This window comes from Cryobacterium sp. AP23, assembly GCF_054075385.1.
Map to the genome: position 1 here is coordinate 814858 of NZ_CM133415.1, position 16095 is coordinate 830952.

The 16095-nt window shown below is 68.1% G+C and carries 13 protein-coding genes; 7 read left to right on the forward strand and 6 right to left on the reverse strand.

The window, feature by feature from the left end; translation table 11 throughout:
• Window positions 1-39: 39 nt before the first annotated feature.
• A complete protein-coding gene (locus tag ACU5E9_RS03765; RefSeq protein ID WP_456812292.1) occupies window positions 40-1245 on the forward strand; it encodes a thiolase family protein in 1206 nt (401 codons plus the stop codon).
• The gene (locus ACU5E9_RS03770; protein ID WP_456812293.1) at window positions 1242-3437 is read left to right on the forward strand and encodes a 3-hydroxyacyl-CoA dehydrogenase NAD-binding domain-containing protein; all 2196 of its coding nucleotides are present in this window, start codon (window positions 1242-1244) and stop codon (window positions 3435-3437) included. The genes ACU5E9_RS03765 and ACU5E9_RS03770 overlap by 4 nt, the downstream gene beginning before the upstream one ends.
• Before the next feature lie 80 nt (window positions 3438-3517).
• On the opposite strand, the gene dxs is transcribed toward ACU5E9_RS03770, so the two are convergent.
• From dxs to dut, 5 genes are all read right to left on the reverse strand, one after another.
• Window positions 3518-5485, reverse strand: coding sequence for a 1-deoxy-D-xylulose-5-phosphate synthase (gene dxs, locus ACU5E9_RS03775; protein WP_456812294.1), 1968 nt, complete (start codon window positions 5483-5485; stop codon window positions 3518-3520).
• Between the two features lie 143 nt (window positions 5486-5628).
• A complete protein-coding gene (acnA, locus tag ACU5E9_RS03780) occupies window positions 5629-8448 on the reverse strand; it encodes an aconitate hydratase AcnA (RefSeq protein WP_456812295.1) in 2820 nt (939 codons plus the stop codon).
• A 134-nt stretch (window positions 8449-8582) separates the two neighbouring features.
• The gene (locus ACU5E9_RS03785) at window positions 8583-9365 is read right to left on the reverse strand and encodes a DUF3159 domain-containing protein (protein ID WP_456812296.1); all 783 of its coding nucleotides are present in this window, start codon (window positions 9363-9365) and stop codon (window positions 8583-8585) included.
• Window positions 9366-9389: 24 nt separating this feature from the next.
• Window positions 9390-10025, reverse strand: a complete 636-nt coding sequence (locus tag ACU5E9_RS03790; RefSeq protein ID WP_456813493.1) for a DUF3710 domain-containing protein — start codon at window positions 10023-10025, stop codon at window positions 9390-9392.
• Between the two features lie 188 nt (window positions 10026-10213).
• Window positions 10214-10729, reverse strand: coding sequence for a dUTP diphosphatase (dut, locus tag ACU5E9_RS03795; RefSeq protein WP_456812297.1), 516 nt, complete (start codon window positions 10727-10729; stop codon window positions 10214-10216).
• A gap of 38 nt (window positions 10730-10767) precedes the next feature.
• Between dut and ACU5E9_RS03800 the strand changes: the two genes are divergently transcribed.
• Window positions 10768-11223, forward strand: a complete 456-nt coding sequence (locus tag ACU5E9_RS03800; RefSeq protein ID WP_456812298.1) for a DUF3093 domain-containing protein — start codon at window positions 10768-10770, stop codon at window positions 11221-11223.
• A gap of 8 nt (window positions 11224-11231) precedes the next feature.
• On the opposite strand, the gene ACU5E9_RS03805 is transcribed toward ACU5E9_RS03800, so the two are convergent.
• On the reverse strand, window positions 11232-11525 hold the full coding sequence (locus tag ACU5E9_RS03805) for a DUF4193 domain-containing protein (protein WP_066599570.1): 294 nt from the start codon (window positions 11523-11525) through the stop codon (window positions 11232-11234).
• A gap of 196 nt (window positions 11526-11721) precedes the next feature.
• On the opposite strand from ACU5E9_RS03805, the gene sepH reads away from it, so the two are divergent.
• The 4 genes from sepH to ACU5E9_RS03825 all read left to right on the forward strand — a co-directional run bounded on the left by sepH (window position 11722) and on the right by ACU5E9_RS03825 (window position 16018).
• Entirely contained in the window at window positions 11722-12903 is a 1182-nt protein-coding gene (gene sepH / locus ACU5E9_RS03810; RefSeq protein WP_456812299.1) for a septation protein SepH, read from the forward strand.
• Window positions 12904-12972: 69 nt separating this feature from the next.
• The gene (locus ACU5E9_RS03815; RefSeq protein ID WP_456812300.1) at window positions 12973-14166 is read left to right on the forward strand and encodes a winged helix DNA-binding domain-containing protein; all 1194 of its coding nucleotides are present in this window, start codon (window positions 12973-12975) and stop codon (window positions 14164-14166) included.
• Between the two features lie 55 nt (window positions 14167-14221).
• Complete coding sequence (locus tag ACU5E9_RS03820) at window positions 14222-15265, forward strand: FUSC family protein (protein WP_456812301.1); 1044 nt, start codon at window positions 14222-14224, stop codon at window positions 15263-15265.
• Window positions 15266-15391: 126 nt separating this feature from the next.
• Window positions 15392-16018 (forward strand): TMEM175 family protein, encoded by a 627-nt coding sequence (locus tag ACU5E9_RS03825; protein ID WP_456812302.1) that lies wholly within the window; start codon window positions 15392-15394, stop codon window positions 16016-16018.
• The last annotated feature ends 77 nt before the right edge of the window (window positions 16019-16095 follow it).

A 16095-nucleotide genomic window follows, 5' to 3' on the forward strand; every position in this document is an offset into this window, starting at 1 on the left:
TAGGATCGTGCGATACCTGTTTTGAGTGATGGAGGCAAAGTGGCCGAGAGAACTGACGTCGTCTTCGTGGACGGGGTTCGCACCCCGTTCGGTCGTGCCGGCGAGAAGGGTATGTACTGGAATACCCGCGCCGACGACCTGGTCGTGAAGGCGATCACCGGATTGATGGACCGCAACCCGAATGTTCCGCCGGAGCGCATCGACGATGTCGCCATCGCCGCGACCACCCAGGCGGGCGACCAGGGCCTGACCCTTGGACGCACCGCGGCGCTGCTGGCCGGACTGCCCGTTTCCGTGCCCGGCTTCGCGATCGACCGGATGTGCGCCGGGGCGATGACCTCGGTAACAACCATGGGCGCAGCGATCGGTTTCGGCGCCTACGACCTGGCCATTGCCGGCGGTGTCGAGCACATGGGACGGCACCCGATGGGGGCCGGCGTCGACCCGAACCCGCGGTTCCTCAGCGAACGCCTGGTCAGCGAAGACGCCCTGAACATGGGCGCCACCGCCGAACGCATCCACGACCGGTTCCCCGAGTACACCAAGGAACGCTCCGACCGGTACGCGCTGCGCAGCCAGCAGAAGGTCGTCGCCGCGTATGCGGCCGGCAAGATCCAGCCCGACCTGGTGTCGGTGGCCACCCGGAGCGAGGCCGGCTGGGGCCTGGCCACCCGCGATGAGGCACCCCGCCCGGAGACGACCCTCGAGGGCCTCGCCGGGCTGAAGACGCCGTTCCGCCCATACGGCCGCATCACGGCCGGCAACGCCTCCGGCCTCAACGACGGCGCGACCGCCTGCCTGCTGGCCAGCGGCGCCACCGCGAAGGAGCTCGGCCTGAGCGTGAAGATGAAGCTCGTGAGCTTTGCCTTCGCCGGTGTCGAACCCGAGGTGATGGGGCTCGGACCCGTACCGTCGACGGAGAAGGCGCTGCGGAAGGCCGGACTGTCGATCACCGACATCGGCCTGTTCGAACTCAACGAGGCCTTCGCGGTTCAGGTCATCTCCTTCCTCGACCACTTCGGCATCGACGACGACGACCCCCGGGTCAACGAATACGGCGGCGCGATCGCCATCGGCCATCCGCTTGCCTCCTCCGGCGTGCGCCTGATGAACCAGCTCGCCCACCAGTTCGCCGCGCACCCCGAGGTGCGTTACGGCGTCACCGCCATGTGCATCGGCCTCGGCCAGGGTGGCACCGTCATTTGGGAAAATCCGCACTTCAACAAGAAGGCAGCCAAGCGATGACCGACAACACGACCGCCACGGGCGGCACCGACTACACCTCCATCGACTTCTCCCCCCTCGTCGACCTGTTCGGCGACGAGGTCGTCACCCACTCCCTGGTGCGGGATGTGCCGCTGTCCGGCAACCGCACCCTGGCGCTGCTGACCCTCGACAACGGGCGGGACCACACCCGGCCCAACACGCTGGGCCCGGTCACCCTGCTGGAACTCAACACGGCCCTGGACGAGCTCGCCGCCCGTGCCACCCGCGGTGAGATCCACGGCGTCGCCGTGACCGGCAAGCCGTTCATCCTCGCCGCCGGCGCCGACCTCAGCAAGGTCAGCGAGATCCCGTCCCGGCACGTCGGCAAGCTGCTCGCGCAGCTCGGCCACCACACCCTGGGCAAGCTCGGCACCCTGGGGGTGCCCTCGTTCGTTTTCATCAATGGGCTGGCCCTCGGCGGCGGCCTGGAGATCGCGCTGAACGCCGACTACCGCACCGTCGACGCCACCGTGCCGGCGATCGCGCTCCCCGAGGTCTTCCTCGGCCTGATCCCTGGCTGGGGCGGCTCCTACCTGCTGCCGAACCTGGTCGGCATCGAGAACGCGCTCAAGGTGATCGTGGAGAACCCGCTCAAGAACAACCGCACCCTCACCGGCGCCGACGCACTCGAACTGGGCATCGCCGACACCATGTTCGGGTCGGTCACCTTCCTCGAGGACTCCATCCGCTGGGCCGACGGCGTCATCGCCGGCACGACCACCGTGACCCGACCGCACGCCCCGGGCAAGATCGAACGCCTGGTCAAGTGGGATGCCGCCATCGGCATCGCCCGAAAGATGCTGCAGAACCGCATCGGCCCGGTCGCCGCCTCACCGTACGCCGCCCTCGACTTGATCAAGGCCGCCAAGACCGGCACCAGGGACGAAGGGTTCGCCCGGGAGGACGACGCCCTCGCCGACCTCATCTCCGGCGACCAGTTGCCCGCCAGCATTTACGCCTTCAACCTGGTGCAGAAGCGGGCCAAGCGACCCGCCGGAGCCCCGGACAAAGCACTCGCCCGGCCGATCAGCAAGGTCGGCGTCATCGGCGCCGGCCTGATGGCCAGCCAGTTCGCGCTGCTCTTCGTGCGCCGCCTCAAGGTGCCGGTGGTCATCACCGACCTCGACCAGGCCAGGGTCGACAAGGGCGTGGCCTACATCCACGACGAGATCGCCACTCTGCAGAAGAAGGGCAGGATCAACGCCGACGAAGCCAACCGGCTGCGCGCCCTCGTGACCGGAACCACCGACAAGGCCGACTTCGCCGACGCCGACTGGGTCATCGAGGCGGTCTTCGAGGAGCTCGGCGTGAAGCAGGACGTCTTCGCCGAGATCGAGAAGCACATCTCTCCCACCGCCATCCTGGCCACGAACACCTCGTCGCTGTCGGTGGAGAAGATCGGCGCCAAGCTCGCCCACCCCGAGCGGCTGGTCGGCTTCCACTTCTTCAACCCGGTAGCGGTGATGCCGCTGATCGAGGTCGTGAACACCCCCGCCACCGACGAGGCGACCCTGTCCACGGCGATGGTGATCGCCGCCAAGCTGCGCAAGAACGCCGTCATCACCCGCGACACCCCGGGTTTCGTGGTGAACCGGGTGCTGGCCAAGTTACTCGGCGAGGCCATGCACGCCGTCGACACCGGCACACCGTTCGAGGTCGTCAACGGCGCACTGGCTCCCTTCGGGTTGCCGATGTCACCGTTCGAACTGCTCGAACTGGTGGGCCTCAAGGTGGGCGCGCACGTGCTGGACACCCACCACGCCGCCTTCCCCGACCGCTTCTTTGAGAGCACCAACCTGCACCGGCTCGCCGAGCACGGCACGATCCTCGAGCGCAACTCAAAGGGCCAGGTCACCGGCTTCGACAAAGGTGCGGTGAAGATCGTAGCCGGCGGGAGCACACCGCTGACCGGGGAGCAGATCCTGCGCCGGGTTGAGGACGGCCTGGCCGATGAGATCAAGCGGATGCTCGACGACGACGTGGTGCACGCACCGGAGGACATCGACCTGTGCATGCTGCTCGGCGCCGGCTGGCCGTTCCAGATGGGCGGGGTCACCCCGTACCTCGACCGGGTCGGTGCCAGCGAGCGGGTCTTCGGCGGCACCTTCCACACCCCGATGATTCGCGGCGTGGGTTCCGCTGTCCCGACCGGAGACAGCATCCTGCACTAGCACCCGCACCAACTGTTCCCCGTACGGACAATTGCACCCGGTACACCGGGTGCAATTGTCCGTTTTGGGAACAGTTGCGGTTAGTCGCGGGGGGCGCGCTGCAGCGGCACGGTGCCGGTGTCGGAGCGGGCCGCCGCGGCGTCCTCCGGCAGGGCGCGGGCGTGCGGCAGTTTGCTGCCGAGCACCATGGCGACGACGTCGCGGGCGATATGCTGCGGGGTCAGACCCACGCGTTCCAGGATCTCGGCGCGGGTGCCGTGGTCGAGGAACTCGTCCGGCAGGCCCAGCTCGGTCACGGCGGTGTCGACGCCGGCCTCACGCAGGTCCTGGCGGATGCGGGTGCCGATTCCGCCGACCCGGATGCCGTCCTCGATGCTCACGACGATGCGGTGCTGGGCGGCCAGTTCGATGATGCTCTTGGGCACCGGAACGACCCAGCGCGGGTCGACCACGGTGGCGCCGATCCCCTGCGCGGCGAGGCGCTCGGCGACCTCGAGGCCCATGCCGGCCATCGGGCCGACCGTGACGATCAGCACATCCTGCTGGCTGCTGCGCAGGAGCACGTCGGCGCCGTCGTCCAGGCGTTCCAGGGCGTCGAACTCGACACCGGTGGAGCCCTTGGGGAAACGCAGCACGGTGGGCCCGTCGTCGACGAGGACGGCCTCGGCGAGTTCCTCGCGCAGCCGGGTGGAGTCACGCGGTGCCGCCAGCCGGATGTTGGGGATGACCTGCAGGATCGCGAGGTCCCACATGCCGTGGTGGCTGGGGCCGTCCGGTCCGGTGACGCCGGCCCGGTCGAGGACGAAGGTGACGCCGGCCTTGTGCAGGGCGACGTCCATCAGCACCTGGTCGAAGGCGCGGTTGATGAACGTGGCGTAGAGGGCGACGACGGGGTGCAGTCCGCCGAAGGCAAGGCCGGCCGCGCTGGTCACGGCGTGCTGTTCGGCGATGCCGACATCGTGCACCCGATCGGGGAAGCGCTCGGCCATCTTGTGCAGCCCGGTGGGCCGCAGCATGGCGGCGGTGATGGCGACCAGCTTCGGGTTGCCGGTGGCCAGGGTTAGCAGCTCGTCGGCGAAGACCGACGTCCACGAGGGAGCCCCGGCGCTCTCGGTCGGCTCACCGGTCTCGGGGTCGATGACCCCGACGGCGTGGAACTGGTCGGCCACGTCCTGCATGGCCGGGTCGTAGCCCTTGCCCTTCTGGGTGATGGTGTGCACGATCACCGGGGCGCCGTAGTCCTTGGCCTGCGTGAGCGCCTCGAGCATGGCTTCCATGTCGTGGCCGTCGACCGGGCCGATGTACTTGATGTCGAGGTTGGAGTAGAGCGCCTCGTTGTTGGTGAACCGGCTGAGGAAGCCGTGCAGGCCGCCACGGACCCCGCGGAACACCGCGCGGCCGGGAGCACCCATGTGGTCGAACGCCTCGCGGCTGGTGATGTACGCGGCCTTGTAGCTGCGGCGCAGCCGCACCGTGTTGAGGAACCGGGCCATACCGCCGATGGTGGGCGCGTAGGAGCGGCCGTTGTCGTTGACGACGATGATCAGTCGGCGGTTGTTGTCGTCGCTGATGTTGTTCAGCGCTTCCCAGGTCATGCCGCCGGTGAGCGAGCCGTCGCCGACGACGGCGATCACGTGCCGGTCGCTCTGGCCGGTCATCTCGAACGCGCGGGAGATGCCATCGGCCCAGGACAACGAGCTGGAAGCGTGGGAGGACTCCACGATGTCGTGCTCGGACTCCCGGCGCTGCGGGTAGCCGGCCAGGCCGCCGGTCTGGCGGAGGCGGCTGAAGTCCTGGCGCCCGGTGAGCATCTTGTGCACGTAGGACTGGTGCCCGGTGTCGAAGACGATCGCGTCGCGGGGAGAGTCGAAGAGCCGGTGGATGGCGATGGTCATCTCGACCACGCCGAGGTTGGGGCCCAGGTGCCCGCCGGTCTTGGAGATCTCGGCGACGAGGAAGGCGCGCACCTCGGCGGCGAGCTGCACCAGTTGATCCTTCGTGAGGCCGTCAAGGTCCCTGGGACCGTGGATCGTCTCCAGAAGGGTCATCGGCACTGCCTTTCACACGGTCTTGCTGTCGGGCTCACTTGGTCTTGCTGTTGTGCTGGTGTTGCTGTCGAACGCAGAACTGGCGCGCAGTTCGGATTCCCCGAGTCTACGCGCCAGTGTGGAGCAATTCTGCGAGTTGCCGGTTAGACGACCAGCGAACGCAGCACGTACTGCAGGATGCCGCCGTTGCGGTAATAGTCCGCCTCACCGGGGGTGTCGATGCGCACCACTGCGTCGAACTCGACGGTGGCCTTGCCGGGGGCGGAGTGCTCCGTCGGCGTCGCGACGACACGCACGGTCTTGGGCGTGCGGCCCTCGTTGAGCTCCTCGATGCCGGAGATCGACACGCTCTCGGTGCCGTCAAGGCCCAGGGACGCCCAGCTCTCGCCGGCCGGGAACTGCAGCGGGACAACACCCATGCCGATCAGGTTCGAGCGGTGGATGCGCTCGAAGCTCTCGGTGATGACGGCCTTGACGCCCAGGAGGCTGGTGCCCTTGGCCGCCCAGTCCCGCGAGGAACCGGAGCCGTACTCCTTGCCACCGAAGATCACCAGTGGTGTGCCGGCGGCCTGGTAGTTCTGGCTGGCGTCGTAGATGAACGACTGCGGCGCATCCGGCTTGGTGAAGTCGCGGGTGTAGCCACCCTCGACGCCGTCGAGCAGCTGGTTGCGCAGGCGGATGTTCGCGAAGGTGCCGCGGATCATGATCTCGTGGTTGCCGCGACGCGAGCCGTAGGAGTTGAAGTCGGCGCGTTCGACGCCGTGCTCCATCAGGTAGGCACCGGCCGGGCTGTCGGCCTTGATGTTGCCGGCCGGGCTGATGTGGTCGGTGGTGACCGAGTCGCCCAGCTTGGCGAGCACCCGGGCGCCGACGATGTCGGAGACCGGGGTGGTCTCCAGCGTCATGCCGTCGAAGTACGGGGGCTTCCGCACGTAGGTGGACTTGGGGTCCCACTCGAAGACCTCGCTGTCGGGCGTCGGCAGGGAACGCCAGCGCTCGTCGCCGGCGAAGACCTCGCCGTACTCCTTGGTGAACATCTCGGTGTCGATCGAGCTGTCGATGGTGGACTGCACCTCGGCGGAGTCGGGCCAGATGTCCTTGAGGTAGACCTCGTTGCCGTCGCTGCCGGTGCCGAGCGAGTCGGTCTCGAAGTCGAAGTTCATCGACCCGGCCAGGGCGTACGCGATGACCAGCGGCGGGCTGGCCAGGTAGTTCATCTTGACGTCCGGGCTGATCCGGCCCTCGAAGTTGCGGTTTCCGGAGAGCACGGCGGTGACGGCGAGGTCGTTGTCGTTGATCGCGGCGGAGACCTCGTCGATCAGCGGGCCGGTGTTGCCGATGCAGACCGTGCAGCCGTAGCCGACGGTGTAGAAGCCGAGGGCCTCGAGGTCGCCCGTGAGGCCGGCCTTGGCGTAGTAGTCCGTGACGACCTTCGAGCCCGGCGCCAGGGTGGTCTTGACCCACGGCTTGGACTTGAGGCCCTTCTTCACGGCGTTCCGGGCCAGGAGGCCGGCGGCGAGCATGACGGAGGGGTTGGAGGTGTTGGTGCAGGAGGTGATGGCCGCGACAGCGACGGCGCCGTGGTCGAGCGTGTAGCTCGCGCCGTCGGCGGTCGTGATGGGAACCGGGCTCGACACCGAGACGGGAGCGTGGCTCACGTGCTGGTGCGAGATCTGGTGCGCGCTCTGCTCGTCCTGAGCGGTGAAGCCGATCGGGTCGGAGGCCGGGAAGGATGCCTCGACGGCAGCGTCCACCATGGACAGGTCGTGCGTGGCGTAGTTCTGCAGGTCGATTTCGAACTGCGACTTGGCGTTGCTGAGTTCGACGCGGTCCTGCGGGCGCTTCGGGCCGGCGATCGACGGAACGACGGTGCTGAGGTCGAGCTCGAGGTACTCGCTGAAGACGGGTTCCTGGGCCGGGTTGTGCCAGAGGCCCTGCAGCTTGGAGTACGCCTCGACGAGGGCGACCTGGTCCTCGCTGCGGCCGGTCAGGCGCAGGTAGTCGAGGGTGACGTCGTCGATGGGGAACATGGCGGCGGTGGAGCCGAATTCCGGGCTCATGTTGCCGATGGTGGCGCGGTTGGCCAGCGGCACCTGGGCGACGCCGTCGCCGTAGAATTCGACGAATTTGCCGACCACGCCGTGCTTGCGCAGCATCTGGGTGATGGTGAGCACGACATCCGTTGCCGTGACGCCGGTGGGGATGGCGCCGTTGAGCTTGAAGCCGACGACCTTGGGGATGAGCATCGACACGGGCTGGCCGAGCATTGCCGCCTCGGCCTCGATGCCGCCGACGCCCCAGCCGAGCACGCCGATGCCGTTGACCATGGTGGTGTGCGAGTCGGTGCCGACGCAGGTGTCGGGATACGCGCGGAGCACGCCGTTGACTTCACGGGTGAACGTGACGCGGGCCAGGTACTCGATGTTGACCTGGTGCACGATGCCGGTTCCCGGCGGGACGACCTTGAAGTCGTTGAAAGCGGTCTGGCCCCAGCGGAGGAACTGGTACCGCTCACCGTTGCGCTGGTACTCGAGCTCGACGTTGCGTTCGAGGGCGTTGTCGCTGCCGAAGAGGTCCGCGATGACGGAGTGGTCGATGACCATCTCGGCCGGGGCGAGCGGGTTGATCGTGTTGGGGTCGCCGCCGAGGGCAGCAACAGCCTCGCGCATGGTGGCGAGGTCGACGATGCAGGGCACACCGGTGAAGTCCTGCATGATCACGCGGGCCGGCGTGAACTGGATCTCGGTGTCGGGATCGGCGGTGGGAACCCACGCGCCGAGGGCGCGGATGTGGTCCGCGGTGATGTTGGCGCCGTCCTCGGTGCGCAGGAGGTTCTCCAGCAGCACCTTGAGGCTGAACGGAAGCTTCTCGTGGCCCTTGACGGCGTCCAGGCGAAAGACCTCGTAGTCTGTCGAACCGACGCGCAGGGTGTCCCGAGCTCCAAAACTATTAACTGCAGACACGATGCCCTCTCCTTTGTGGAAACCGACGGAATACCGTCCGCAATCCCCAATCCTGACTATGGGACGCCCGCTTTGGCCAGCAAGGGTAGCCTTACCAAACTATCTTGACGTCAAGATAACTATACCACTGCCGGCTATGCGCCGGTCGGGCCGGATGGCTGGGGGCGGGTCGCGTAGACGGTGCGCACCATCAGCCAGGAGAGCACGAGCAGCGGTGCATACAGAGGAATACCCATCAGCAGCTTGGTCGCGCCGAGCCACTCGATGTTGCCGGCGTAGTACAGCGGAAGCTGGACGGCCAGTCGCAGGATGAAGAGGCCCGCCCACATGAAGGTGAGGATCGTCAGGACGCGGCGCTTGGACGGGTCCGACCGCCAGGCGAACTGCTCCCCCATCAGGAACCCCACACCGACGCCGATCAGCGGCCAGCCGATCAGGGCGGAGACCAGCAGGACGGCGCCGTAGACGCCGTTGGTCCAGAAGCCCGGCAGGTAGAAGTCCTCCGCGCGACCGGTGAGGAGCGCGAGGACGGCGCTGATGCCGATGCCGACGAGCCCGCCGACGGCCTGCGTGACCGTCTGCTTCTGCGCAAGCCTGAGCACGAAGAACACCACGCCGACGAGCACCGAGGCGATCAGGGCCGGAATGAGGTCGCGCGTGATCGTGTAGGCCACCAGGAAGACGAGACCGGGCAGGACGGCCTCGACCACCCCACGGATCCCGCCCATGGCGGCGATCAGGGCGTGTCCGGTGATCGGCTCGCCCTCGGCGGCCGGGCTGAACCCGGCCCGGCGTGCCGCGGCGGCCATGCTGTCGGCGAAGGCGCCTCCGGCCGGTGTTTCGGGTGCACCCGTTTCCGGGGAGGTGGAATCGCCAGGGCGGGGTTCCGGCTCTGCGGCCGAGGGGTGATCGGTCATCGGGGAACTTTCGGCTGGGGCCGGCTAAACGCCGGTCGGCTCGGGGTTGCCGGCGGGAGTGGCCGGCATCCGCAGCGGAATGAGGTCACGCGGCGGCATCGGTGATGCTCCCCGCACGACAACGATGCTGCGGAACAGGTCCTCGATCTGGGCTGCGGCCTCCGGGTCGATGGCGCCCTCGCCCGCGATGACGCCGCGCAGGAACCAACGCGGCCCGTCGACGCCGATGAACCGGGCCAGGCGGGTGGTGCCGCTGGGGCCCTGGCCGGCAGCGACGGGGATCTCGGCGACGAGCTCCGGGCCGAACGGGCCTTCACGGGGCGTGGTGGAACCGCCCTGCTTGGCGATCTGGTCGGCGATCTGGGTGCGGATCTCGTGCCAGAGACCGCTCGAGCGGGGTGCGGCGAAGGGCTGCACCTGCAGGGTGGAGCCGGCGTAGTCCAGGCCGATGGCGACGACGCGCTTGCTGCCCTCTTCGATTTCGAGGCGGAGGTGCAGGCCCTCCCGCGGCAGGATCTTCACGCCACCGAGGTCGACGTACGGTCGAACCGGGTTTGCCTCGGATTCGTCCAGGGGACCTTCGATGTCGCGGTCCTCCGGAGCCGACTTGGCGGTGAGGTCGGGGGCGGCGTCGGCCTCGGCCAGGTCGGTACCGGTCAGATCGGTACCGGCCAGATCGGTACCGGCCAGGTCGTTGTCGGCGGCCTCGTTCTCGGCCACCGGGGCGCCGGCCAGGTCAGTGTTCTCGGCCCGCTTGTTCTTGCCCAGCTTGTTCCTGCCCAGCTTCTTCTTCTTGGCCGGCTGGGTCTCGTCGATGTTCGAGCGCGTGTTGGGGTTCACGTCGTCACTCACTGGTTTTCTCCGCTCTGCGGGGCGTCCGCGGGATGCGGTGCCGCAATGGTGTGTGGGGTCGGCTGGGCTGCCGCACGGGCCGCCACGCCGGTCGAGCCGAAACCGCCGTCGCCGCGCTGGCTGCCCGGCAACCGTTCGACGGGGATGAACTGGGCGCGCACGACGGGCGACACGATGAGCTGGGCGATCCGATCGCCGACGGCGATCGTGAACGCCGTGGCGCTGTCGGTGTTGAGCAGGCACACCTTGATCTCACCGCGGTAGCCGGCGTCGACGGTTCCGGGCGAATTCACCACGGTGATGCCGTGCTTGGCGGCGAGGCCGCTCCGGGGTACGACGAACGCCGCGTAGCCGTCGGGCAGGGCGATGGACACCCCGGTGCCGACGAGGGCTCGTTCACCCGGCGCCAGGACGAGCGCTTCTGCGGCGTGGAGGTCGGCTCCGGCGTCTCCCGGATGGGAGTATGTCGGGAGAACGGACGCGGTAATCAGGACTTCAACGCTTTCGGACACGTGTCGAGGGTAGTGCAGTTATCTGGTCGAATAGAGCCATGCCCGAATATCGCGAAAAACTCTGGCCATCCCCGTGGCTGTTCGTCATCATCGCCCTCGTCATCCCTGCGAGCCTGCTGGTCTTCCTGCCGATCTCGCTCCTCGTCGGCGTGCTCACGGCGGCGGGACTCTACCTCGGCAGCGCCGCTCTGCTGGTGTTGGCCTCCCCCACCGTGCAGGTCGCCGGTGGTGTGCTCACGGCCGGCCGGGCCAGCATCGAGACCCGCCTGCTCGGCGAGGCCGTGCCCATTGACGGTGCGGAGGCCACGCTCGAACGCGGTCAGCGCCTGGATGCCCGCGCCTGGCTGTTGATTCGCGGCTGGATTGCCCCCGTGGTGCGGATCCCGCTCGAGGACCCCACCGACCCGGCGCCGTACTGGCTCGTGTCCAGTCGCCGGCCACAGAAAATGGCCGCCGCGATCAATGGATCGCGACGGCCAGCATCAAGTAACTAAGCGCGCTTTTAGGCGTCGCACTCCAGGCAGACCGGGCCGAGCTTGGTCTCGTGCGACATCTGCGAACGGTGCTTCACGAGGAAGCACTCCACGCAGGTGAACTCGTCAGCCTGCGGGGGCAGGACAACGACGTCGAGGTCGAGGTCGGACAGATCGGCGCCCGGGAGGTCGAAACCACCGGGGTTGTCGGAGTCGTCAACATCAACGACACCTGACATCTTGTCGGGTACACGCTCCTTGAGGGCCTCGATCGACTCTGAGTCGTCTTCGGTCTTTCGCGGTGCGTCGTAGTCGGTTGCCATGCCCATCCATTTCATTAACGCCGATAAACGAAATCGGCGGCCATAGTTTGCAACAATCCGTGCGGAATAGCAAACCAATCACCAACCTCTCAGGTTGGCATTGGAATCAACTTGCGGCACGCCCGCAGTATTCCCCCGTTTTGGTCACTTTGCATGGCAAGGTTGGCCCATCAGTGATCGCGAGAGGGCTTTCGCCATGCAGGATTTGAAGGTTATCGGAGTAGAGAACGGCGCGCTGCTTGCAGCGTCAGAGGAGGGTGATCGTTTCAGGATCCCCATCGATGCGGTTCTCCAGTCCCGGCTTCGCCAAACCCAGACGGATGCGTCCGTCCGGCCCAAGTTGTCCCCGCGGGAGGTGCAGGCGCACATTCGCGCCGGGATGTCCGCGGAGGATGTGGCGGCCGTCACCGGCGCGTCCCTGGACTTCGTGCGCAGGTTCGAGGGGCCGGTGGTCGCCGAACGCGAATACATCGTGTCCTCCGCGCTCAGCGTGCCCGTGCACGCCGCGATCGATCCCGAGCCGCTCGACGAGCCAGCGAACTTCGGCAGCGTCATCCGCGAACGCCTGGCGTCGCTCGGCGCGTCGAACGAACGCTGGGCCAGCTGGAAGGAACCCGGAGCCGGCTGGATCGTGAAGCTCGCCTTCACGGCCGACGACATCGACCACGACGCCCGCTGGGGCTTCGAGCCGAAGAAGAACGCACTCTCCCCCATCGGCAGCGAGGCCATCGCCCTGTCGCAACAGGGTGAGCTCAAGGGCGCGCTCATTCCGCGCCTGCGCGCCGTGGGCGCGGAGACCAGCCTGTCCGACGTGAGCCGTTTCGACAGCGGAGCCTTCACGTTCAAGGAGTCCCTGGCCGACGACATCCTCAACGACACCGCACCTTTGCACGATGTGGTTCCCTACGGACGGAACGCCGGAACGACTGAGGCCGTCTCCAAGGCGGCCATCAAGCGCGCGGCCGAGCCGGCCCAGAGCCTGAGCGAGACCGCAGACCTGCTCGAGTCCCTGCGTCGTCGCCGCGGCGAACGGGAAGCCGCAGCCGTGGAGGCCGACACTCCGGTCGTTCCGGCTGCACGCATCGAGCGGGCCAACACGGAGCGAGTCAACACCGAGCGGGCCAACACCGAGCGGGCCAACACCGAGCGGGCCAACACGGAGCGGGCCGGTACCGAGGCGGGCATCCGTGCCGTCGCCGAAACCGCTCCGGCCGCCGAAGCCGCCCCCGCCGCACCCGAGCCGGCCCGCAACGTGTGGGCGAGCCAGGCCGCGACCGGGCAGCCACGCGCAGCCCAGACCGGCCGCCGCGGCCGCGCCTCGATGCCCAGCTGGGACGAGATCGTCTTCGGCGCCCGCACCGACGACGACCTGGCCTGACCCAGCACGCTCCCGGCGTGAACCGCCGGGCACTGGTGCCAGGGCCATGACCCCTGGCACTCTGGTGGAATGACGCGCGCGTCCCGCACCGACATCACCCGGCGGCGCCTGGAAAGCCAGGCGCTGACCGGGCCGCTCACCGGGCGACACACCGGCAAAGCCACCAACACCGCGACCACCACAGACGGTGACGACCTGGCCTGGGTCGTCGACAGGTTCCTCGCCCTGCAGGCGCAGGACCTGCGCTGGGCCAAGTGGGCCGTGGCCATCCGCTCGCCCGGAACCACCAGCGCCGATGTCGATGCCCTGATCGACTCCGGCCGGATCGTCCGCTCCTGGCCGATGCGGGGAACCCTGCACCTGGTGCCGGCGCAGGAACTCGGCTGGATGCTAGAGCTCACCACACCCCGCCTCTGGGCGGGGTCAACGAGCCGGCGCCGGGATCTCGGCCTGGACGAGTCCACCATCGAGCGGGCCAGGGCCGTCGCCATCGCCGCCCTGTCCGGAGGCCGGGAGCTGAGTCGGGCCGACTTCCTGGCCGAGCTGAACCGCAACGGCATCGATGCCGCCGGCCAGCGTGGGTATCACCTGATCTGGCACCTCGCGCAATCCGGCACCCTGTGCTGGGGACGCCAACTGGACACGCAGCAGATGCTGGTGCTGCTGGACGAGTGGGTTCCCCGGCCCCGTCGGCTCGAGCGCGACGAGGCGCTGGGGGAATTCCTGCTGCGCTACCTCGTGGGCCACGGCCCGGCCCCGCTGACCGACTTCGCCTGGTGGTCCCAGCTCACCATGGCGGACGCGAAGACGGCCCTGGCCGTGGCCGAACCCCGGCTCACCGGGTTGGAGGTGGATGGTGTTCGGCACCTGTTCCCGCAGGCCAGTGACGTCGGCCCGCTCGGCCGGGCCGCTCCGGGTAGGGGCAGGGATGCCGTCCGCGCCCTCCCCGGGTTCGACGAGTACCTACTCGGCTACCGGGATCGCAGCTTCGCCATCGAGCCGGAGAACCTGACCCGTGTCGTGCCGGGGAAGAACGGCATCTTCCTGCCCCTCCTGGTTCGTGGCGGGCGCGTCATCGGCACCTGGCGCCGGGACTGGCAACCGCGGATGATCACCGTCGAGCCGCTCCCCTTCGACCCGCTCTCCGACGCCGCGGCCCGCAGCGCTGACCGCTCCCTGCACGAATACGCCACATTCCTGAACCGTCCGGTGAACGTCCTTCCGGCCACGGTATCGGCGTTGCTCGGAGCCGCCGGCGAGTGACCCGGCCGGGCGCACCGGACCCATGCAATGGGCCCATGCAGTGGGCTTGTACCCTATGACAGTGCGAATAACGGCCAACCTGCGAGTGTCCAGACGGATCCCGCTTCTGCAGACCCTCAAAACGTCTGTCGCCGTCGCGCTGGCCTGGATCATCTCGCAGTGGCTGCTGCCGGGAGAACTGCCCATCTTCGCCGCGATGGCCGCGATCTTCGTCGTCCAGCCCAGCGTCAACCAGTCCCTCGGCCGCGCCCTCGAGCGCAGCCTCGGCGTGGTGGGCGGCGTGCTGGTGGCCCTCGCCATCGGGCTGATGTTCGGCCAGTCCAGCTGGATCGTGCTCTCGGCGATCGTGCTCTGCATCCTGCTCGCCTGGGCGCTCAAGCTCTCCCCCGGTTCCGCCAACCAGATCCCGATCAGCGCCATGCTCGTGCTGACGCTCGGAGCCGCGACACCCACCTACGCCAGGGACCGCATCATCGAGACCATCCTCGGTGCCGCGATCGCCGTGATCGTCAACGCCCTGATCGTTCCGCCGGTGCTGCTCACCCCGGCGCATGATGCCGTGACCCGGCTCACGCTGGAGGTGGCCGCAACCTTCGACCGGGTGGCGAATGCGCTGCTGAGCCCGCAGAAGTACGCCGACCTCGAGACCTTGATGATCCAGGCCCGCCTGCTGCGCCCGATGCTGGCCAAGGCGGAGAAGGCCATCAGCCAGGCCGAGGAGAGCCTCACCCTCAACCCCCGCCAGGCCAGGCACCGCGAGGTGCTCGACGCCGACACCGCGCTGTACGCCCGGCTCGTGCCGCTGGTCACCCGTGCCCTCGGCATGACCCGGGCGCTGCGCGACCACTACGACGAATCCCTGCACCTCGAGCCCACCGTGCAGGCGTTCTCGATCGAGTTGGAACGGGCCGCGCATGACCTGCGCCTGCTCACCGTGGTGCCGGAGGCGAGCATGTCGGCCCAGGCCCCGCCGGCGGTCGAGCCGCCCGCGCTCACGGCTCCGCTGATGATCATGACCCCGCATCCGCTGCATTGGATCCTGATCGGCGCGCTGATGGAAGACCTGCGCCGGGTGCGCGAGGAGATCACCGGCGAGTAGGCTGCCCGCATGCAGCGCCCGCCGGAGCCTGAGCCCGAGGAGCCAACCGTACCGCCGGAGCCCGCCAGTGGGGCCGTAGGCGAAGCGGTGCCGGCTTCAGGCAGGGCGAGGCCGAGTCAGCGTACGGTGCTGTCCACGAGGCGCCTCGAGGCGTATACGGATGGTGTCTTCGCGATCGCGGCGACACTGCTGGTGTTGAACCTGTCCGTGGACGGTGTCGGTGCTGTGAGATCCAATACGGCACTCGTGCACGCCGTTCTCGTCCTAGCGCCCAGCATCCTCAACGTGGTGATCAGCTTCCTGTTGCTCAGCCTGCTCTGGCTCATCCACGTGCGCCAGTTCGAGGTCATCCCGCGGGTCGACACCACCATCGTCTGGCTCAACAACTTCCGCCTGCTCGGTGTCGTGCTGGTTCCGTTCACCACCAGCCTCAACGACGCCTACGGTGATTACCTGCTCGGCCGCATCCTGCTGCCGGTGAATGTGTTCCTGATCCTCGCTTTCAGCACCTGGCAGTGGTTCCACGCCAGTTCCCCGAAGCGCGGGCTGGTGCAGGGTGCTTCGACCGCGGGCGTGCACAACGCCAGGGTGAATTCCGCCAGTTCGCTCGCCCAGGCCTTCATGGTGGTCGTCCTGGCCGCGTATATCGGCTCCGTGGCGTTCCTCGTCTTCGCGCTCGACCCGCTCATCGCCCGGGTGTTGCGTCGCACCGGTACTTTGCGGCGCGACCCGGACGAGGAATCCGCCCTCTGAATCCGAGCGGACATACCCGTGCGGCACGCAGAACGGGGACCCCACCACGTGGGATCCCCGTTGAAAGCGTTGGAAAC